Genomic DNA, 19,404 nt, shown 5'->3' with positions numbered 1-19,404 from the left:
CGACTCAGTCGCTCTGGATCCGGGGCGCGAGCATGAACGTGACCTGCCCGTTGCCCTCGGCGATGTCGAAGTGGATCTTGACGGGGAACTCCTCGCCCAGTTCCAGGGTGACCTCGGCGTCCTTGGCGATCGCCTTGTTCATGTCCTTCAGGTAGTCGAGGCTGAACAGCGAGTAGGCGGGGCCGGCCTGCAGGTCGATGAGGTCCTCCCGGTCGAGTTCGAGGTGGACGTCGTCGGTGTCGCCCTCGGCGTCGACGTAGAACAGTTCCTTCTCCTCGTCGACGCCCAGCGCGATGTGGTCCGACACCATGTCGGCGGCGGTGACCGCCCGGTCGATGTCCGCGCCCTCGATGACGATCTCGGAGGCGAGGTCGAGGTCGGGGATGTCCGGCTCCTGCCGGATCGAGTCTGGGTCGATGAGCGCCAGCGTGTACTCTAGCCCGTCGATCTGGATGTGGAGCTTGCGGGTCTCCTCGTCGAGTTCGAGCTCGACGAGCTGGTCGGAGTCGGCCATCCCGACGATGTCCTCCAGCCGCGAGAGGTTGACGCCGATGACGCCGCCGTCGGCCTCGTAGGACTCGAACGCGTCGGCCGACAGCGAGAGGTCGACCATGCCGACGTTCGCGGGGTCGACCGCCCGGATTTCAATGCCGTCGTCGTCGAGATGGATCTTACACTCGTCGACCAACACGCTCACGGAGTCGAGCGCGGTCCCGAGCGTCTCCGCGCTCACTATCGCCTTGAACATTCTTGGGTCGAGATTTGGCGGCCCCACATAAAAAACCGCGCGTTCCGCGTGCGCGCGGGAGGCGTCGGTACCGTTATCCGACAGGTCCGCGGTACGTGTCCCTATGCCGTCCGTCACGACCAACGGCGTGGAGACGCACTACGAACGGACCGGTTCGGGACCGCCGGTCGTGTTCATCCACGGGCTCGGCTGGGACCGCCGGTCCTGGCGGCCACAGCTGGCGGCGCTCGCCGACGAGTACGACCTGGTGGCGTACGACTACCGCGACCACGGCGAGAGCGAGGGGGCCCCCGGAACGGCGTACTCGATCGGGCTTCTGGCGGAGGACCTCCACGCGCTCGTTGAGGCGCTGTCGCTGGACAGCCCCGTCCTCTGTGCGCACTCCTACGGCGGGCTGATCGCCGCGGAGTACGCCGTCCGGTACCCGGACGACGTGGCAGGCATCGCGTTCGCCGACGCGCGGACGGCGATCGGGGAGAGCGCGTTCGAGCGAGCGATGTTCCGGCTCCAGCCCGTGCTCGCCCGCCTCGAATCCGTCGTCGGGCGGGAGCGGTACGACCGGTTCATGGAGTTCGTCGCCGAACGCGTCGCCGACGCCGAACAGGGCTCCGACGAGGAGGTACCCGAACTCGGCTGTACCCCGTCCGAGTACGCGGAGGCGGTCACGGACGGGATGTCGCTCGACGTCGAGGGGAAGTTCGTGACCGCCGGCCGCGAGTACGTGGGCGCGAGCCCGACGGACTTCCACGTCCCGGTGCTGTACGCCTACGGCGAACTGACGAGCGACGTCATCGCCGGCAAGGCCGACCGGCTGGACCGGGCCCCGACCGACGTCCGGGTCCGCGAGGTCGCAAACGCGGGCCACGGGCTGATGCTGGAACAGCCGGAGGCGTTCACGGCGGTGCTCGAATCGTTCCTCCGGGACGTGACCGGCGATGGCTCGCCGCGCGCCGCCGCCGACGGCGACTGAAGACGGCGGTTCATCCGATGTGCCTTTCCGGGTCGACGGCGTCTCCCCGTGTATGAACGCACGTTCGCACGCGGCTCGGCGTCCGTACGCGGCCCGAAACCCGGTGACGACAGCATGACGGGGAAGGACCACTACTACAACAAGTCCAAACAGGAGGGGTACCGGAGCCGCGCGGCGTACAAGCTCAAGCAGCTAGACCGGCTGGAGGGGCTGATCGGGCCCGGCAACACGGTCGTCGACCTCGGGGCGGCCCCCGGCGGCTGGATGCAGGTCGCCGCGGAGATGGCCGGCGAGGGCGGCACCGTCGTCGGCGTCGACCGCCAGCGGATCGACCCGCTGGAGGACCCCGACGCGACCGTCGAGTACGTCCGCGGCGACATGACCGACGAGTCGACCCGCGAGGAGGTCGTCGACCTCGTCGGGGACGCGGACGTGGTCGTCTCCGACCTCGCGCCGAACATGACCGGCGAGTACGGCCTCGACCACGCCCGCTCGGTCCACCTCGCGCGGCAGGCGTTCGAGACGGCGCTGGAACTGCTCGACAGCGGCGGCGACTTCGCGGTGAAGGTGTTCGAAGGGCAGGACCTCGACGACCTCCGGGAGGAGATGGAGGCGGAGTTCGAGTACGTCCGCACGACCAGCCCCGACGCCTCCCGCGACGAGTCCTCGGAGGTGTACCTGATCGCCAAGGGGCGGCTGACCGCGCCCGTCCGCGAGGGCGACCGGCTGACCGTCGAGATAGTCGACGAGGGCAGCGAGGGCGACGGCGTCGCCAAGGTCGAGGAGTACACGCTGTTCGTCCGCGACGGCGAGGTCGGCGACGAACTGGAGGTCGAGGTGACCGACGTGAAGCCCCGGTTCGGCTTCGCCAAGCGCGCGGACTGACGCCTCAGGGCCCTCCGGCCGCCGGGCCACCCGATACCAGCAGCACGTCTGAACGCCGCGAAGGCGACGCGAGACGCCGTTCTCGACGGTCAGTAGCGTCCGGTCCGGCGCGGTCGCCCGGGTGAGCAACAGGAGCGTGGCGAACGCCGTGCTCGACGAGGAGGCGCACTTCGCTGGGCCGTCCAGCACTCCCGGTCACGTTCGACGATCCCGTCGCTACCATGGTCGGGCGACGACGGCCGCAGGAGGAAGCGTCGGCCCGCTCAGAGCCGGCTCGGCAGCGTGATCACGTAGAGGATCCCCAGCCCGAGCACGTACGTCAGCGCCACCGGGATGGCGACGATGAGCATCGTGAGGACGCCCGACGGCGTCAGCAGGCCGGCGAGCGCGAAGATCAGGATGGTGACGATCCGCCAGCGCCTGTACATCGACTCGAACGAGACGATCCCCCCGAGGTGGAACATGACCTGCGTGACGAGGATGTTCCCGAGGATGCCGATCCCGGCGGTGGTGAGGAAGATGAGCCAGAAGAAGTTCTTCAGGCGGTAGGAGATCACCATCCCGGCCTGGTAGGCGTCGGCGACCAGATAGGAGATGATCGTCGGCGCGACGAAGAGGTAGCCGACGGCGCTCCCGCCGACGATACCGCCGAGGATCGCCAGCCCCCACACGCCGAACACGCGGCGGTCGCCGCTGACGAACCCGCGTTCGGACATGGCCGGCCAGGCGTAGTAGACGACCAGCGGCGCGACGGCGACGGCCGCGAGGATCGTCGACACCTTCACCTCGAAGATGAGCGCCTCGACGGGGTGCATGGCGATGACGGGGTCCTGCACGTTGCCGATCACCTCCGGGGGCATCTTCCGGAGGAAGTCCTCCCGGATCCGCCCGATGCCGCCCTGGTAGAGCCAGAAGAACGTGCCCGCGAGGACGACCATGAAGAGGCCGACGATGCGGAACATCTTCGACGTGAGGCTCTGCAGGATAAAGGAGAGGTCGTAGTAGTAGCCGCCGATGTCCTCCTCGGTCGTCTCCTCCTCGGTGAAGGCGTCGACCATGCCCGCGGCGGTGCTGGTCGCGGTGCCGCCCGGTCCCTCCCCGCCACCGCCGTCGCCGCCCTCGCCGTCCGTGCCGTCGGCGCTCGCGGCCGCCGCGGCTTCGTCGTCGTCGGCCATCGCCTCGGCCTCGTCGAAGCGGTCGAGGATCGCCTCGGCCTTCTCCGGCCGGTCGGCGTCCATCGCCTCGCGGGCGCGGGCCAGCGCCTCGTCCTCGGTCAGGTCAGCGAACACCTCCGGCGGGGCCGCCCGGACGCCGGCGGCGTCGAGCGGCCCGAGGTCGATGTCGGCGGGGTCCGGGGTGCCGGTCGCGGCGTCGTACCGCGGTGCGACGGGCTCCCGGAGCACCTTGACCGTGTAGGCGAGCACGAGCAGCAGGGCGACGACGAGGGCGACTTCGCCGGCGACGACCGCCTGCTCGGCGAGGCCGGCCGGCGTCGACAGCGGCCGCGTCGTCACGGCGTCGGGGCCGAACGGCAGCGACGGGAGGACCGAGCCGTTGAGCGCGTCGACGACAGTTCGGTCAACTATCGGGAGCAGTTCGCGGTTGAGGTAGCCGACGGCGCCGGCGCGGATCGCGCCGACCGTGGCGGCGAACGTCGCGGCGACCGCGAGCGCGCCGATGCCAACGGTCCGTCGTCCCGACCCCGCCCCGACGGCGTCCGGGGCGGCCCCGGTCCGGCGGACGTTCGTCACCAGCTTCGCGAGGCCGAGGCTGACGACGTAGAGGACCACGAGCGGCGCGGCCCACATGATCTGGGTGAACGGGTCGGGCGGCGAGAACAGCGCGCCGAACGCGAAGATGCCGACGACCGCGTAGCGCCACTTGTCGCGGAACGTCTCGTAGGGGACTATCTCAGCGTACGAGAGGACGCTCATCACGAGCGGGAGCTGGGCCGCGAGGCCGAACGAGACGGTCAACAGCAGGAGGAACTGCGTGTAGAGGACGATCCCGTAACTGGGCTTTATCTCCGCGCGGACGGCGTTGACCGCGAGGAACTCGAACATGAAGGGGAAGAACACGCCGTAGGCGTACACGACGCCGCCGACGAACAGGCCGATAGAGAGGACGACGAAGCCGGCGACCCGGCCGCGGGTGACGGGGACGACGGAGGTGTACCCCCGTTCGCGCAGGGCGTCCCGGGAGAAGTACAGCAGGAAGGGGACGGCGAGCAACACGCCGACGAGCAACCCGATCTTCACCTGCAGCAGTATCACGTCGAACGGCGTCCGGACGATGAAGTCCACCTGCCCCTCCGCGGGCGTGCCGCCGAGCTGCGAGGTGGTGTTTGACTTCAGGAACTCCCAGACGAACGTCCGGAGGCCCCAGATCGTCGCCATCATGCCGACGACGAAGACGATGAACACCTTCTGGAGGTGGGACTGCGCGGACGACAGCATCGCGCCGATCGTCTCGCGGCCCGCGTTGACGGCTTGGACCGTGTCGTCGTCGACGGCCGAACTCATTACTCGTCGGTGGATTCCCCTGTCGTGGTTATCAATCTTCTTCTCTCGCCGCCGTGGCGGACGGTACAAAAAGGCCTATAAGAAGCCGTCCGCGTACACACGGACGAATGGCGGACGAGCCGGAGGACGGTTCTGGGCGGGAGACGAACGACCCCGACGAGCCGTGGGACTCCCCCGAGCAGGACGTGCCCGACCACACCGTGCCCGGCGCCGACGACCCGATCGAGCGGGCGACGCCGGACGCCGGGGCGGGCGGTCCCTCGTTCGACGCCGCCGACGACGTGGACGCCACGCCGCCGGCACACGGCGGCCCCGAGACGGGCACCGGCGTCGGCGAGGACGTCGAGGAAGAGTGGACCCAGCCGCCGGACGACGAGGAACTCCCGCTGGCCGCCCACATCGAGGAGATGGTCAAGCGGCTCGGGGTCGTCGTGGTCATCGCGGCCGTCGTCACCACCGTCGCCTTCCCCTTCGCCGAGGACTTCATCACGACCATCTGGTACCACATCCACCCGGGGACGGTGACGACCTGTCCCGGCCAGGAGTCGTGTGCGCCGCCCCACGTCTACGGGCCGCTGGAGCTGAAACTGGCGGAGCTGAAACTCGCCAGCCTCGCCGGCTTCGTCCTCGCGTTGCCCGTGTTCGTCTACGAGACGTACCTGTTCATGCGGCCCGGCCTCTACCCGCAGGAGCGCCGGTACTACCTCGCGGCGGTCCCGACGAGCCTCGTGCTGGCGCTTTTCGGCGTCGCGTTCGCGTACTTCCTCGTGCTGCCCGCGCTGTTTACCTACTTCCTCTACTACTCGCAGGCGACGGCCGACATCGCCTTCGCACTCCGGGACACGTTCAACCTGATCCTCATGATGATGGGGATGCTGGCGCTGGTCTTCCAGATCCCGCTTTTCATCATGCTCGCGATCATGATGGGGATCACCACCCGGAAGTGGCTCGCCGACCGCCGCCTCTACTTCTGGGGCGCGTTCCTCGGCATCGCCTTCCTCTTCAGCCCCGACCCGACCGGGATGGCCCCCATCCTCGTCGCGTCGACGATGGTGATCCTGTTCGAGGGGACGCTGTTCCTGCTCCGCTGGGTCGGCCGCTGACGCCGGCGGGCCGGCCGTCCGGTTCCGCTCGACGACGCCCGACAGCGCCGCAACCGTTGGGGCCGTGTGGTTTGGCCGGCCAGCGCCCGTCGGTCCGTGCGGTTAACGCGGTTATATCCCCTTCAAGACCGACCGCTCGGCCACGGGACGGGGCGTTTATTCGACGATCCGTAACGGTCAGGGTTATAAAATGGCGCACCGTGCAACTCGATATGAATCTGAGGTCGTTCGTTTCGAATTTCTCCGGGGAACTGATCGAACGGCGGATCGGATGCGGTCGGGGCGGGGTGGGCCGCCCGTGACGGGCCAGGTGCCGACGACCTGCGTCCGCTGTGCCGTCGGCTGCGGGCACGTCCAGCAGGCGGCCGACCAGGGGTACGGGCTGGACCTGGTCCGGGGCGACCCGAGCCACCCCGTCAACCGCGGGCTCGCCTGCCAGCGCGGCGTCGACGAGACGGCGAACCCGGACGGCGAGTGGCTGACGCGGCCGCTCGTCCGGGCGAACGGCGAACTGACGGCGACGACGTGGGACGTGGCGCTGACCGCCGCCGCCGAGGGGATCGCGGCGGCGGCCGAGCGCGACCCGGACTCGGTGGCCGTCCTCGGGAGCGGCCAGCAGACCAACGAGGCGGCGTACGCGCTCGGCAAACTCGCGCGGGCCGGCATTGGCACCCGGCACTACGACGCGAACACGACGCTGTGCATGGCGAGCGCGGTGACGGCGTACTACGACGCGTTCGGGAGCGACGCGCCGCCGCCGACGTACGACGACGTCCCGGAGGCGGAGACCCACCTCGTCTGGGGGGCGAACCCCGCGGCGGCCCACCCGGTCATGTTCCGGTGGATCGCCGACTCGGCGGACGACGCGGGGAGCGAACTCGTCGTCGTCGACCCCGTCGAGAGCGAGACGGCCGAGATGGCCGACGCACACGTCGCGCCGGACCCGGGGACCGACCTCGCGCTCGCCCGGGCCGTGCTGGCGCGCCTCGTCGACCGGGGCCGCGTCGACGACGCGTTCGTCGAGCGGGCGACGACGGGCTTTGCCGCCCTCCGGGACGCGCTGCCCGACGCGGCCGACGCCGCCGCGACGGCCGGGGTGTCCCTCGACGCGGTCGACCGCCTCGCGGCCGCGCTGGAGCGGGACGCGCTGCTGTACTGGGGAATGGGCGTCAATCAGTCCGTCCAGGGGACGGCCACCGCCGGCGCGCTGGTCGACCTCTGTCTCGCCTCGGGCAACCTCGGTCCCGGCACCGGGCCGTTCTCGCTGACCGGGCAGGCCAACTCGATGGGCACCCGCGTCTGCTCCTCGAAGGGGACGTGGCCGGGCCACCGGTCGTTCGACGACCCCGAAGCCCGCGGACGGGTGGCCGAGGCGTGGAGCGTCGACCCGTCGGTCCTGCCGGACGACCCCGGCCCCGGCCCCGTGGGGATCGTCGACGCGGTCGACGACGGCCCCGTGGAGGTCTGTTGGACCGTGGCGACCAACCCCGCGGCGGGCCTGCCGGACGCGGGGCGGGCGCGGGAACTGCTCGACGACGCGTTCCTCGTCGTCCAGGACGCCTTCCGCTCGGAGACGGTCGAGCACGCCGACGTGGTGCTGCCGGCCGCGACGTGGGGCGAGACCGAGGGGACCGTGACGAACATGGAGCGGCGCGTCTCCCGGGTCCGCGCGGCGACGGACACGCCGAGCGGGGTGTGGTCGGACCTGGACATCGTCGCGGCCGTGGCCGCCCGCGTCGCGCCGGGGCTGCTCGACCGGCCGCCGGTCGACCCGGAGGCCGTCTTCGACGAGTTCGCCGCGCTCACCGCCGGGACGCCCGCGGACCTGTCGGGGATCACCTACGACCGCCTCGACGCGGCGGGCGCGGTGCGCTGGCCCGCGCCCGACGCCGCCAGCGAGGGCGGTTACCGCTACCACGACGACGGCGACTGGTCGTTCCCCACGCCGTCGGGCCGCGCGCGGTTCTCGACCGCGAGCCACGGCGGCCTCCCGGAGCCGCCGGACGAGGAGTACCCGCTCACGCTGACGACGGCGCGGTCGCCGGACGCGTACAACACCGGCGTCAGGACGCGCTCCGGCGACCCGCCCGCCGCCAGGGTCAGCCCGGCCACCGCGGCGGCGTTCGACGGGGACGTCGCCGGCGAGGGGGGCGACGACCGCCGCGTGACGGTCGTCTCGCGCCGCGGCTCGGTCGACGCGGCCGTCAGCGTCGACGAGGGCGTGCCCGACGGCGTCGTCTGGCTGCCGATCCACCACCCCGCGGTGAACGACCTGACGCTCCCGGCGACCGACCCGCGGTCGGACGAGCCGAACTTCAAGCAGTGCGCGGTCAGGCTGGCGACGCCGGACGGCACGGCCGAGCGCGCAAAGGGGGTGCCACAGTGACCGTCGCCGGGATCGTCGCGGGCGGCTGTCGCCCCGACGGCGCGGAGCGGCCGGCCGACGGCGACGGGACGCTCGTCCGTCGCGTGGCGGGGACGCTCTCGGGCCGGACCGACCGGCTGGTCGTCACCTGCCGGCCCGACCGGCGGGACGCGGTCGCCGGCGCGCTGGACGGGCTGGATGCCCGACTCGCGCCGGACCCGGCGGCGGCCGGCGGCCCCGCGGCGACGCTCCGGGCCGGCCTGCGGACGTGTGGCTGTCACCGCGCCGCCGTCGTCGCCCCCGACGTGGCGGCGGTCGACGGCCGCGCGGTCGGCCTGCTCGTGGAGGCCCTCGACGCGAGCGACGCCGACGCCGCGGTCCCGCGGATCGACGGCCGCCAGCGCCCGCTGTGTGCGGTGTACGACGTGGCCGCCGCGGTCGACGCCTGCACGACGGCGCTGCGGCGCGGCGAGGGCGACGTTCGGGGCGTGCTGACGGCGCTGTCGGTCGCCGACGTGGACGAGGCGCGGTTCCGGTCGCGGGTCGACCCGGCGACGCTCCGGCGCGTGGACTCGCCCGCGGCGCTGCGCGCGCCCCGCGACCCGTCGGTCGAGGGCCGCAGCGAGTCGGATTGACGAACCGGCCGTTCCCGGCCGGACGACCGGCCGATTATCGGACGTTCATTGACCTAAAACACCATTAATACGGCTTAACTCCGACCGCACGTCGCCGGAACCGGGATAGTTCCGTAATTGTTCAACGATTAGTCTTTTGTTAGCCTTTGGCGTACTCTCTCCCGTATTACCGACATGAACGCAGGGAAATCACAGCGTGATATGAACGAACGTTCACAACCATTCGCCGAGGTGGCCGCCGATGGCGCATAAGAAGGAGGCCTGGAAGGCCGACTGCTACGGCGACGAGGTCCGCGAGAAGATACTGGAGTTCGCCGAGCGCGGGTGGGAGTCGGTGCCGGAGGACGAGCGCGACGCGTGGTTCTCCCGGTTCAAGTTCTGGGGGCTGTTCCACCAGCGCTCCGGGCAGGAGAGCTACTTCATGATGCGCCTGACCAACTGCGGCGGCGTGCTGGAGCCGGGCCAGCTCCGGGCGATCGGCGAGGTGGCCGACGAGTACGCGACCGGCCCGGCCGCAAACCCCGAGTGGGGGAACGGGTTCATCGACCTGACGACGCGGCAGTCGGTCCAGCTCCACTGGCTCAAGCTGGAAGACGTGCCCGCCATCTGGGAGAAGCTGGAGGCCGTCGGCGTCTCCTCGCGCTCGGCCGGCGGGGACACGATGCGCAACATCTCCGGCTGCCCGGTCGCCGGGAAGGACAGACACGAGTACGTCGAGAGCCGGGGGCTGCTGGACGAGATACAGGAGACGATCCGCGGCGACGACGCGCTGTCGAACATGCCCCGGAAGTTCAACATCAGCGTGACGGGCTGTCGCGAGGGCTGCGCCCAGGACAGCATCAACGACGTGGCGCTTGAACCGGCGCGGAAGCTGGAGGGCGGCGAGCAGGTGACCGGCTTCAACGTGCGGGCCGGCGGCGGGCTGGGCGGGCGCGAGCCGCGCCCCGCACGGCCGCTGGACGTCTTCGTCCGCCCGGGGAACGCGGTCGAACTGGTCCGGGCGTTCGTCGAACTGTACCACGAGGAGGGCGGCCGCGAGAACCGCTCGAAGAACCGCGCCCGCTTCTTCGTCGACGAGTGGGGCACCGACGCGATCCGCGAGGAACTCGCCGAGCGGGTCGACTTCGACCTCGGCCGCGCGGGGACGGACCTGCGCGACGAGTACACGTACAACGCCGGCCGGAAGGCCGAGCGCGGCAAGCACGACCACGTCGGCGTCCACGAGCAGGCCGACGGCAACTACTACGTCGGCCTGAGCGTCCCGGTCGGCCGGCTCCGGGCGGCGGAGGTCATGGAACTGGCCGACCTCGCCCACGCCTACGGCTCCGGCGAGGTCCGGCTCACCCGGCGGCAGAACCCGCTGATCGTGGACGTGCCGGAGGCTGAGCTGGACGGCCTGCTCGCCGAGCCGCTGCTCGACGACCTGCCGCCGGAGCCAAACGCCTTCGAGCGCGGCGCGGTCGCCTGCACGGGGACGGAGTTCTGCTCGCTCGCGCTGACGGAGACGAAGGTCCGCACCGCCGAACTGCTCCGCTGGCTGCGGGCCAACGTCGACCTGCCGGACGACGTGAGCCGACTGAAGATCCACTTCTCGGGCTGTACCGCCGACTGCGGGCAGGCGATGACCGCCGACATCGGCCTCCAGGGCATGCGCGCCCGCAAGGACGGCGAGATGGTCGAGGCCGTCGACGTCGGCGTCGGCGGCGGGATCGGCGAGGAGCCGACGTTCATCGAGTGGGTCCGCCAGCGCGTGCCCGCCGACGAACTGCCGGGGCTGATCCGCAACCTCGTCGAGGCCTTTGCCGCGCTCCGGACGGAGGGCCAGACGTTCCGCGAGTGGGTCGAGGCGACGGGCCACGAGACCATCATCGAACTCGCGGAGCCCGAGGAGACCGACTACGAGGACCCCTGCCTGACCGACGCCAAGCAGTCGTGGTACCCGTTCGAGGACGGCGAGAGCCCCGCGCCGACCGCGCCGGACGGCACGCCGCTCTCGGCCGATGACTGACGCCCGGGAGGAGCGCGACGTCGAGCGCCGGGCACAGCCCGCGCCGTTCGACGCCGCGCCGGAACTCGTCGAGCAGCGGGACGCGTAGGCGGCCGCGGTCAGTCGCCGCCGTCCGACGCCCGCCGGACCTCGTCCGCGAGGTGCAGCGAGTACGACGGCTGCTTGCCGTTCCCGCCGCGGACGCCCGGCGTCGGCGGGACCGTCCGCTTGTGGAGGGTGTCGACGTACATCGCGGCGACGCGCTCGGCTGTTTCCACGTCCACGCCGGCCTCGTCGGCGGCCCGCTCGACGCGCTCGCCCTCGTCGACCAGCCGCCGGAGGAGGGGGTCGACCGCGTCGTAGCCGGCACCGATCTCCGCCTCGTCTGTCTGGCCCGCCCACAGGCCCGCGGTGGGCTCCTTCTCGATGATCCGCGGGGGGACATCGAGGTGGCGCGCGAGCGTCCTGACCTCCGTCTTGTACAGGTCGCCGATCGGGTAGAGGTCCGCCGCCCCGTCGCCGTGTTTCGTGAAGTAGCCGAGCAGCAGCTCCGAGCGGTTGGCCGTGCCGACGACGAGCCGCGACCGGGCGTTGGCCGCGTAGTACGTACACGCCATCCGGAGCCGCGCGATGGCGTTGCCGACCGCGTCCTTGTCCCCCGCCGGCGCGACTGTCGGGGCGACGACGTCCTCGAACATGTCGAGCAGCGGGCGGAGCTGGACCTCCCGGAACTCGATGCCGAGGTCCTCCGCGACCGTCCGGGCCTCCGCGGCGTGGGCGCTGTCGACCTTGGTGCAGGGCATCCCGAGGCCGAGTACGCGGTCGGGGCCGAGCGCGTCCGCCGCCAGCGTCGCCGTCACGGTCGAGTCGATCCCGCCGCTCATCGCGACGACGGCACCGCTCGCCCCCGCGTCGGCGACCTTCCCCCGGAGGAACGTGCGGATGTCCGAGTGCGCCCGCTCGGCCGCCTCCTCGGTCGCGACGGCGTCGGCCGTCGTCCGTCCGTGCCCGTACTCGTCGTTCGTGTCCGTATCAAACATACTGTATCAAAACCGCGCAGCGCTCGTCCGTCGAAGCAGGGAGATGGGAGAGACTGTCGTCGCGGCAGACGTCGCCGTCGCACGAAATACCGCCGACGATGGGGGATCGCGCACAGGTCAACGACGATCGGCCCGCGTCGGCGCAGGTGGCTGGTGTCGACAGGCGTGGCTGACATCCCACTGGTGACAGCGTACAACGACGTCGCTCCCGGGTCAGCGTCCGTCGAGTCCGAAACCTGCGGTCGTGTAGCCTCGTGTTCTCACCTCCGGCAGTTGTGAGGTCGTGACGAGGGCATAAGTATTTTTCCTAAAACGTCCTATGTCTACCCGAATACCTACCCTATCGTTAGTCGATCGCTCATCAAACACAACGTCTAACCACAGATTCAGAGTTTAGCTGGACGAACGGACTCACGACTGTGCCCGGAGCTACGCGACGGTCGTTCGCGTCGTCGGACGGGCGGGGGACCGCGCACCGGCCGCGTGCCCACGGGCGGTCGGATGCCGGCGTGGGCTGTCGTGGGGTTCGGGCGGCCGTCGGGTTCGAGCAGGTGGGGTTCAGGCGGTCGTGAGGTTCGAGCGGCCGTCGGGGTCGTGCGTATCGGCACAGGGGACGGCGGGCCGCGCCGTCACTCGTCCCGGGAGGGCACCTGCATCCCGACGGCGTCGGTGGGGCGCGTCCGCTCCAGCGCGTAGGCGACGGCGTCCTCGACGGGCATCTCGCCGCCGCCGTCGCCGCCGGGGCCGCCGTACGCGCCGTCGAACAGCGAGGCGAACTCGAGGGCGATCCGGTCGGCGCGGCGGCCGGAGGCGACCGTCCGCACGTCGTACTCCTCCGCGAGGCTCGTGTGGGGAAACAGAGTGGCGTCGACGGCGTACGCGCCGTCGTCGGTGTTCTCGGGCGGGGTGATCCGCACCCGTACGTCCCCGGAGGCGTGGACGTAGTCCACGAACTCGGCTGTCCGCGTCTCGTGTACTTCCCGATCCCAGGCGGCCGGGATGTCGTCGTCGTCCATCGAGTGATCGTATCGACACGCGACCTTACGTGCGTAGAGACTCAGTCAATATTCGCGGACGGAACGCGTGTTTCTGGACGGATATCACACTTCCTTCCGGGTACAGCGCGCAATAGGTGCCCGTTCGTCTACCGTACGTCGCGGAAATACGTCGGTCAGTCATCCCGGCGGCTCGCCCGCCCGGGGCCGGGCCGAAACGGCGGTCGGTCGCGCCGGCGTCGTCACTCGGCCTGCGGGTAGTCGGCGGCCAGCGGGTCGTCGTCCCCGTCGTCGAACACGTCGGCGACGACCGGCTCGTCGTCCGGGCTGACGCTGCCCGTCCGGTAGCCGTGGAGGTCCAGCGTGACGTGGTCGAAGCCAAGGTCCGCGAGGTGCTCCCGGACGGTCTCGACGAACTCGCGGTTCAGCGCGGCGTCCAGTTCCTCGGGCGCGATCTCGATGCGGGCGAGGCCGTCGTGGTCGCGGACGCGGAACTGCGAGAACCCCCACTGCCGGAGGACCGTCTCGGCCTTCTCGACGCGGGTGAGCCGCTCCTCGGTCACTTCGAGCCCGGTCGGGATCCGCGAGGAGAGGCAGGCCATCGACGGCTTGTCGGCGACCGAGAGGTCGTAGCGGTCGGCGATCTCACGGACCTCCTCCTTCGTGATGCCGTGGGCCAGAAGCGGCGAGTAGGCGTCGAGTTCGTCGACGGCCTGGAGGCCGGGCCGGTGGCCGTCGCCGGGGTCGCTGGCGTTCGTCCCGTCGCAGACGACCTCGATCCCCATGCGCTCGGCGGCGTCGAACATCTCACCGAGGCGCATCGTCCGGCAGTGGTAACAGCGGTCGCCGTCGTTCTCGACGAACGCCGGGCTGTCGAGTTCGCTGAACTCGACTATCTCGTGGCGGATCCCGATCTCCCCCGCGACGCGCTTTGCGTCGTCGAGTTCCGCGTCCGGCAGCGTCTCGCTTTTGGCGGTGCAGGCGACGGCGTCGTCGCCCAGCGCCTCCGCGGCCAGCGTCGCGACGACGCTGGAGTCCACGCCGCCGCTGAACGCCACGAGCACGCCGTCGCGCTCCGCGAGGTCGTCGCGGACGGCCGCCATCTTCTCCTCGACGGATGTCATACCGCGGTCGTAGCCGTCGCGCGGCCAAAAGCGCGTTGCACGCGGTACGCGGCCGACGCGTCCGGCGCGTGCCCGACGTCTTTCCGCGTCGCCGCGGGACCGGTTCGACCCCCGAAACGGGCGTTTCGGGCCGTTCTCCACCCGAAACGCAGGGGTTTCCTTTCTATTTGCCAATGTTTCTCACGGTGGCGGTCCCCGGGCGGGAGATTTTTCCCCTCCCCTCCGAATTGGCGAGGTGATGGAGTTCGAGGCGATCCCCGGCGTCGGCGAGAAGACCGCGGCGTCGCTCGCCGAACTGGACGACGCCGAGCGCGCCCTGCGGACGGGCGACGTGGCCGCGCTCGCTGACGCGCCGGGCATCAGCGAGGGGCGCGCCGCCCGCATCGCCCGGGCGGCGATCCGGCTGGAACACGACGACCCCGGCGGCTTCCTGGCGACCGACAGGGCGCGGGAGGTGTACGACGAGGTGCTAGAACTGCTGTGTGACCGCACCGTCACCGACTACGCGGCCCGGCGGCTGGAGACGTTCTACCCCAGCCCCACCGCCTCTCGGATCGCGGAGGTCCGCGAGTTCGTCGAGCGGGCGACCGACCGGGAACCGACGCCCGCCGTGACCGAGGCGCTGCAGGGCGTCGAGCCGCTGTCGACCCCCGGGGACCTCAGGGTGCGGGACCGCTGTCTCGCCACCAGCGACGCCGAACTGTACAGCGAGGCCCGCGAGGCGGTCCCGGAACTGAGCGTGGAAGTCGTCGAGGACGCCCGCGACCTGGCGGAACTGGCCCGCGGTTACGCCACCGTCATCGCGCTGGACGAGGCGTTCGCCGGCATCGACGTCGAGGGCGACGTGCGGGTGCAACCGGACGCCCTGGAGACCCCCGCGGAGGTGGTGCCCGAGCGCGTGCTCGCCTTCTTCGCCGCGAACCGCGAGCCGCTGCGGGCCGCCGCCGCGGTCCACCGCGAGGCCGGCATGGACGCCCCCTGCGACCTGGATGCGCTGGAGGGCGCGCTGGAGCGCCTCGCGGCGGACGGCACGGTCGTCGGCGACGACGAACTCGACCGCCTGACGACCGCGGTCGACGACCTGGACGCCGCCGTCGGCACGGCCGAGAGCGTCGCCAACGACCGCCTCCGCGACTCGATCCGGGAGCGCGACGTGACCGTCGAGGGGTCGGACCTGCTCTCGCTGGTCGAGCAGGGCGCGGGCGTCGACTCGCTGCTGTCGCGGGAACTGGCCGACGAGTACGCCGCTGCGGTCGCCGCCGCCCGCGACCACGTCGTCGACGCGCTCGACCTGGAGTCCGGCGAGGCGGAGGTCGCCCGGCGGGCGTTCCCCGACGAGCCGACGTTCCCCGTCGAGCGCAACGACGAGGCCGTCTCGCGGCTCCGCGACGACCTGACCGCCGCGAAGGAGCGCCGGGCGACCCGGCTGAAGCGCGAACTCGCCGACGACCTGGCCGACCTGCGTGAGCCGGCCGAGAAGCTCGTCCGCGCGGCGCTGGAACTCGACGTGGAACTCGCCGTCGCCCGGTTCGCCGACGACTTCGACTGCACGCTCCCGACGGTCGTCGACCCCGACGACGGCCCCGGCGGCTTCGATATCGAGGGCGGGCGGTCGCCGCTGCTCGACGTGCCCCACGACGAGGTCGACCCCGTCGACTACGGCGTCGACGGCGTCGCGCTGCTGTCGGGCGTCAACAGCGGCGGGAAGACGTCGACGCTCGACCTCGTGGCGACGGTCGTCGTGCTCGCCCACATGGGGCTCCCGGTGCCGGCGGACGCCGCCCGGATCGAGCGCGTCGAGGAGTTGCACTACCACGCCAAGACCCAGGGGACGCTCGACGCGGGCGCGTTCGAGTCCACCGTCCGCCAGTTCGCCGACCTGGCGACCGGCGGCGAGGGGTCGCTCGTCCTCGTCGACGAACTGGAGAGCATCACCGAACCCGGCGCGAGCGCGAAGATAATCGCGGGCATCCTGGAGGCGCTCCACGAGAACGGCGCGACCGGCGTCTTCGTCTCTCACCTCGCGGGCGAGATACGGGACGCCGCCGACTTCCCCGTCACCGTCGACGGCATCGAGGCCCGCGGGCTGGAAGACGGCGAACTGCAGGTGAACCGCTCGCCCGTGAAGGACCACCTCGCGCGGTCGACGCCGGAGCTCATCGTCGAGAAACTGGCGACGGAGGCCGGCGACGGGGCCGGGGGAACGGACAGCGACGAACCGCCGGACGCGGCCGGTGCCGCGGCGGACCACGAGGCGGCGTTCTACGGCGGCCTGCTGGAGAAGTTCGAGTCCGCGGGCGACTGATCGGCACCGACGTTTACGCCGCTGCGCGTCGTCCGCCGAACACATGCCGTACAGCTACGACTGTCCCGCGTCGGACTGCGAGTACACCGCGCAGGACAACGAGATGGGCGTCGTCGTGGAGAACGCCCAGCAGCACCGTCAGGACAAACACGGGGAGTCGGCGACGCGCGACGACGTGGAGGAACTGATCCTCGGGCCGTAGGGCGGATCCCCGACCACCGGTTCCAGCCGTGGTACGTCCGGCCGGAAGTCCCGAAAACGTCCGAATGCGGCGGGTATGACGCCCGTCTGCCGAAAGACTAAGTAGCTCCGGCAGCGTGGTGAAAGTGATGGCCGACGACCCCGAGGAGGGGATGTTGTCCTGGGACGAGTCGGTGTTCCGGAACGAGCACGTCTTCGAGATAGACTACGTTCCGGAGACGTTCAAGCACCGCGAGAGCCAGGTCGACAGCCTCAAACACTGCCTCCGGCCGGCGGTCCGGGGCTCCCGGCCGCTGAACGCCATGGTGCGGGGGCCGCCCGGCACCGGCAAGACGACGGCGGTCCAGAAGCTGTTCGGCGAGCTGTCGGGCAAGACCGGCGTGCGGACGACCCGGGTGAACTGCCAGGTCAACGCCACCCGCTACTCCGTGTTCTCGCAGCTGTTCGAGACGATGTTCGACTACGAGCCGCCGTCCAGCGGCATCTCGTTCAAGAAGCTGTTCGACCAGATCACCGAGAAGCTCGTCGAGGAGGAGGAGGTGCTGGTCGTCGCCCTGGACGACGTGAACTACCTCTTCTACGAGAGCGAGGCGTCGGACACGCTGTACTCGTTGCTGCGCGCCCACGAGGAACACAGCGGCGCGCGCATCGGCGTGATCGTCATCTCGTCGGACCCCGACCTGGACGTCATCGAGGAACTCGACGGGCGCGTCCAGAGCGTGTTCCGGCCCGAGGACATCTACTTCCCCGTCTACGGCGAGCGCGAGATCGCCGAGATCCTCGCCGAGCGGGTCGAGCGTGGCTTCCACGACGACGTCGTGAGCGCGCCGGTGCTCGACCGGGTCGCCGAACTCACGGCCGAGAGCGGCGACCTGCGGGTCGGCATCGACCTGCTCCGGCGCGCCGGGCTGAACGCCGAGATGCGCGCCAGCCGCACCGTCTCCGTCGAGGACGTCGACGACGCCTACGAGAAGTCCAAGTACGTCCACCTCTCGCGGAGCCTGGAGAACCTGAGCGACAGCGAGGCCGAACTCGTCCGCGTCATCGCCGAGCACGAGGGCAAGCAGGCCGGCGACGTGTACGAGGCGTTCCACGACGAGACGGACCTGGGCTACACGCGCTACTCCGAGATCATCAACAAGCTCGACAACCTCGGGCTGGTCGAGGCCGAGTACACCGACGTGGAGGGGCGGGGCCGCTCGCGCTCGCTCGCGCTGGCGTACGACCCGCAGGCCGTGATCGACCGGCTCTAGCGGTCCTCCTGCCGGCCGAACGCGCCGTCGATGCCCCGCGAGAGCACCGTCGCGACGCCGTCGAAGTACCCCGTTCCCCACAGCGCGACCGCCACCGCGCCGAGCGTGTTGAACGTCAGGTCGAGCACGATGTCGCGTTTCCCGTACTGCGCGAGCACCGCGTCCCCGCCGACGAGGCTCGCCAGGCCGCCCGAGGCGAACTCCGCGATCTCCCAGACGACGCCGAACGCGAGCACGAACAGGAGGATGAAGAGGAAGCGAAACTCCGCCGGGAAGTCGACGGCGTCCGAGGACTCGTCCAGCGCCCGGACGACGGCGTAGCCGACGCCGGCGACGAGCGTCGCGGACAGGGTGTGGGTCACCTGGTCGTACCAGCCGATCCACTGGTACGGGCCGAGCGCGCCCACGGTGTGGAGGAACGCGGCCGTCGCGATCCACAGCGCCAGCCCCCCGCCCATCTCGTGGTCGTAGCGCCACTCGACGAGTTCCGGCGTGAACGACACCGCCAGCGGGAGGACGGCGTTGACGAGGAGGCCGGGGTCGACCGTCACCAGCGCGTAGCCGGCGATGCCCGCGAGCGCGACCTGCATCCCCCGGACGACCAGCCACAGCACGCCGTCGGGGAGGCCGACGGCGTCGCGGAGGTTCACTGGAGTTCCTCCCGCCCGTCGGCGGTGACCGTCGCCGACGGACTGTGCCGCCGGAAGTACAGTTCGAACCCGACCCCCGCCAGCAGGCCGACCGCCGCGGCGAGCACCATGTCCCACATCATATCGGGCACGTCGGCGATGTACGCCGTGCCGAGCGTCGCGTCGGAGACGAATCGGACGACCGTCCAGACGCCCGAGACGGCGAGCGTCGTGATGACGACGAACGCGATGGCGAACCGGGCCGTCATCTCCACCTCGGTGAACGCGTCGAGTTCGACCGCCACAAGCAGCGCCAGCGAGGCGACGGCGACGTAGCCGGCCAGTTGCGTGTACAGCCCGTACGTCCGGACGACCGCCGGCAGCGCCGCCAGCCCGAGCAGTTCGGGCGGCGGGATCGCCGTCACCGACCGCCGGACGACCGCCGGGATCAGCGCCACGCCGGCGACGACGGCGGCGAAGCCGGCCCACAGCGGCGCGCCGGTCACCAGGCTCTCGACGACCGCGAACAGCAGGAAGCCGACGAACAGCCACGCGAGCGCGACGCCGATCCGCCGGTCGTCGAGCAGCGTGCTTCGGGACGTCATGGCCGCCGTACCACGGGGAGCGGCAAAAGGGTCGGTC

The 19,404-nt window shown here is 70.9% G+C and carries 16 protein-coding genes; 9 read left to right on the top strand and 7 right to left on the bottom strand.

Going from position 1 to position 19,404, the window contains the following annotated elements; genetic code table 11:
• Positions 1–4: 4 nt before the first annotated feature.
• Entirely contained in the window at positions 5–748 is a 744-nt protein-coding gene (locus EYW40_RS11495) for a DNA polymerase sliding clamp (protein ID WP_135821740.1), read from the bottom strand.
• A gap of 103 nt (positions 749–851) precedes the next feature.
• On the opposite strand from EYW40_RS11495, the gene EYW40_RS11490 reads away from it, so the two are divergent.
• Together EYW40_RS11490 and EYW40_RS11485 are read left to right on the top strand one after the other, a co-directional pair.
• Positions 852–1,718, top strand: coding sequence for an alpha/beta fold hydrolase (locus EYW40_RS11490; RefSeq protein WP_135821739.1), 867 nt, complete (start codon positions 852–854; stop codon positions 1,716–1,718).
• 114 nt (positions 1,719–1,832) lie between these two features.
• A complete protein-coding gene (locus tag EYW40_RS11485) occupies positions 1,833–2,603 on the top strand; it encodes an RlmE family RNA methyltransferase (protein WP_135821738.1) in 771 nt (256 codons plus the stop codon).
• 263 nt (positions 2,604–2,866) lie between these two features.
• Here the strand turns inward: EYW40_RS11485 and EYW40_RS11480 are convergent, their stop codons facing one another.
• Entirely contained in the window at positions 2,867–5,125 is a 2,259-nt protein-coding gene (locus tag EYW40_RS11480) for a twin-arginine translocase subunit TatC (protein WP_135821737.1), read from the bottom strand.
• 107 nt (positions 5,126–5,232) lie between these two features.
• On the opposite strand from EYW40_RS11480, the gene EYW40_RS11475 reads away from it, so the two are divergent.
• The 4 genes from EYW40_RS11475 (at position 5,233) to EYW40_RS11460 (ending at position 11,236) form a co-directional block, all read left to right on the top strand.
• On the top strand, positions 5,233–6,228 hold the full coding sequence (locus EYW40_RS11475; protein ID WP_135821736.1) for a twin-arginine translocase subunit TatC: 996 nt from the start codon (positions 5,233–5,235) through the stop codon (positions 6,226–6,228).
• A gap of 298 nt (positions 6,229–6,526) precedes the next feature.
• Complete coding sequence (nasA, locus tag EYW40_RS11470; protein WP_135821735.1) at positions 6,527–8,614, top strand: assimilatory nitrate reductase NasA; 2,088 nt, start codon at positions 6,527–6,529, stop codon at positions 8,612–8,614.
• Positions 8,611–9,228 carry an NTP transferase domain-containing protein gene (locus EYW40_RS11465; RefSeq protein WP_161973200.1) on the top strand — a complete coding sequence of 206 codons (618 nt, stop codon included), beginning with the start codon at positions 8,611–8,613 and terminating at the stop codon, positions 9,226–9,228. The genes nasA and EYW40_RS11465 overlap by 4 nt, the downstream gene beginning before the upstream one ends.
• A 241-nt stretch (positions 9,229–9,469) precedes the next feature.
• On the top strand, positions 9,470–11,236 hold the full coding sequence (locus EYW40_RS11460; RefSeq protein ID WP_135821734.1) for a nitrite/sulfite reductase: 1,767 nt from the start codon (positions 9,470–9,472) through the stop codon (positions 11,234–11,236).
• A 98-nt stretch (positions 11,237–11,334) separates the two neighbouring features.
• Here EYW40_RS11460 and EYW40_RS11455 read toward each other — a convergent pair whose 3' ends face one another.
• The 3 genes from EYW40_RS11455 to larE all read right to left on the bottom strand — a co-directional run bounded on the left by EYW40_RS11455 (position 11,335) and on the right by larE (position 14,374).
• Positions 11,335–12,255 (bottom strand): NAD+ synthase, encoded by a 921-nt coding sequence (locus tag EYW40_RS11455; RefSeq protein ID WP_135821733.1) that lies wholly within the window; start codon positions 12,253–12,255, stop codon positions 11,335–11,337.
• A gap of 629 nt (positions 12,256–12,884) precedes the next feature.
• The gene (locus EYW40_RS19635) at positions 12,885–13,271 is read right to left on the bottom strand and encodes a hypothetical protein (RefSeq protein WP_161973199.1); all 387 of its coding nucleotides are present in this window, start codon (positions 13,269–13,271) and stop codon (positions 12,885–12,887) included.
• Between the two features lie 221 nt (positions 13,272–13,492).
• Positions 13,493–14,374 carry an ATP-dependent sacrificial sulfur transferase LarE gene (gene larE / locus EYW40_RS11445; RefSeq protein WP_135821732.1) on the bottom strand — a complete coding sequence of 294 codons (882 nt, stop codon included), beginning with the start codon at positions 14,372–14,374 and terminating at the stop codon, positions 13,493–13,495.
• A 238-nt stretch (positions 14,375–14,612) separates the two neighbouring features.
• Here larE and EYW40_RS11440 point away from each other — a divergent pair, with 238 nt between their 5' ends.
• The 3 genes from EYW40_RS11440 to EYW40_RS11435 all read left to right on the top strand — a co-directional run bounded on the left by EYW40_RS11440 (position 14,613) and on the right by EYW40_RS11435 (position 18,133).
• On the top strand, positions 14,613–16,679 hold the full coding sequence (locus tag EYW40_RS11440) for a MutS-related protein (protein WP_135821731.1): 2,067 nt from the start codon (positions 14,613–14,615) through the stop codon (positions 16,677–16,679).
• A gap of 43 nt (positions 16,680–16,722) precedes the next feature.
• Entirely contained in the window at positions 16,723–16,881 is a 159-nt protein-coding gene (locus EYW40_RS19630; protein ID WP_161973198.1) for a hypothetical protein, read from the top strand.
• Positions 16,882–17,008: 127 nt separating this feature from the next.
• The gene (locus tag EYW40_RS11435; protein WP_135821730.1) at positions 17,009–18,133 is read left to right on the top strand and encodes an ORC1-type DNA replication protein; all 1,125 of its coding nucleotides are present in this window, start codon (positions 17,009–17,011) and stop codon (positions 18,131–18,133) included.
• Here EYW40_RS11435 and EYW40_RS11430 read toward each other — a convergent pair.
• Positions 18,130–18,783, bottom strand: coding sequence for a DUF2238 domain-containing protein (locus EYW40_RS11430; protein ID WP_135821729.1), 654 nt, complete (start codon positions 18,781–18,783; stop codon positions 18,130–18,132). The two genes, EYW40_RS11435 and EYW40_RS11430, sit on opposite strands and share 4 nt — an antisense overlap.
• Positions 18,780–19,367, bottom strand: coding sequence for a hypothetical protein (locus EYW40_RS11425; protein WP_135821728.1), 588 nt, complete (start codon positions 19,365–19,367; stop codon positions 18,780–18,782). The genes EYW40_RS11430 and EYW40_RS11425 overlap by 4 nt, the downstream gene beginning before the upstream one ends.
• Between the last annotated feature and the right edge of the window lie 37 nt (positions 19,368–19,404).

The sequence above is a fragment of the Halostella litorea genome (assembly GCF_004785955.1).
GTDB lineage: Archaea > Halobacteriota > Halobacteria > Halobacteriales > Natronoarchaeaceae > Halostella > Halostella litorea.
Note: the sequence above shows the minus strand (reverse complement) of the source record. Positions and strands in the feature narration are given on the sequence as shown.

Excerpts from the sequence above, each read along its gene's own strand:
- EYW40_RS11460 (WP_135821734.1), top strand. The coding sequence starts at position 9,470 with ATGGCGCATAAGAAGGAGGCCTGGAAGGCCGACTGCTACGGCGACGAG.
- EYW40_RS19635 (WP_161973199.1), bottom strand. The coding sequence starts at position 13,271 with ATGGACGACGACGACATCCCGGCCGCCTGGGATCGGGAAGTACACGAG.
- EYW40_RS11455 (WP_135821733.1), bottom strand. The coding sequence starts at position 12,255 with ATGTTTGATACGGACACGAACGACGAGTACGGGCACGGACGGACGACG.
- EYW40_RS11485 (WP_135821738.1), top strand. The coding sequence starts at position 1,833 with ATGACGGGGAAGGACCACTACTACAACAAGTCCAAACAGGAGGGGTAC.
- EYW40_RS11475 (WP_135821736.1), top strand. The coding sequence starts at position 5,233 with ATGGCGGACGAGCCGGAGGACGGTTCTGGGCGGGAGACGAACGACCCC.
- EYW40_RS11490 (WP_135821739.1), top strand. The coding sequence starts at position 852 with ATGCCGTCCGTCACGACCAACGGCGTGGAGACGCACTACGAACGGACC.
- EYW40_RS11480 (WP_135821737.1), bottom strand. The coding sequence starts at position 5,125 with ATGAGTTCGGCCGTCGACGACGACACGGTCCAAGCCGTCAACGCGGGC.
- EYW40_RS19630 (WP_161973198.1), top strand. The coding sequence starts at position 16,723 with ATGCCGTACAGCTACGACTGTCCCGCGTCGGACTGCGAGTACACCGCG.
- EYW40_RS11495 (WP_135821740.1), bottom strand. The coding sequence starts at position 748 with ATGTTCAAGGCGATAGTGAGCGCGGAGACGCTCGGGACCGCGCTCGAC.
- EYW40_RS11440 (WP_135821731.1), top strand. The coding sequence starts at position 14,613 with ATGGAGTTCGAGGCGATCCCCGGCGTCGGCGAGAAGACCGCGGCGTCG.
- EYW40_RS11425 (WP_135821728.1), bottom strand. The coding sequence starts at position 19,367 with ATGACGTCCCGAAGCACGCTGCTCGACGACCGGCGGATCGGCGTCGCG.
- larE (WP_135821732.1), bottom strand. The coding sequence starts at position 14,374 with ATGACATCCGTCGAGGAGAAGATGGCGGCCGTCCGCGACGACCTCGCG.
- EYW40_RS11435 (WP_135821730.1), top strand. The coding sequence starts at position 17,009 with ATGGCCGACGACCCCGAGGAGGGGATGTTGTCCTGGGACGAGTCGGTG.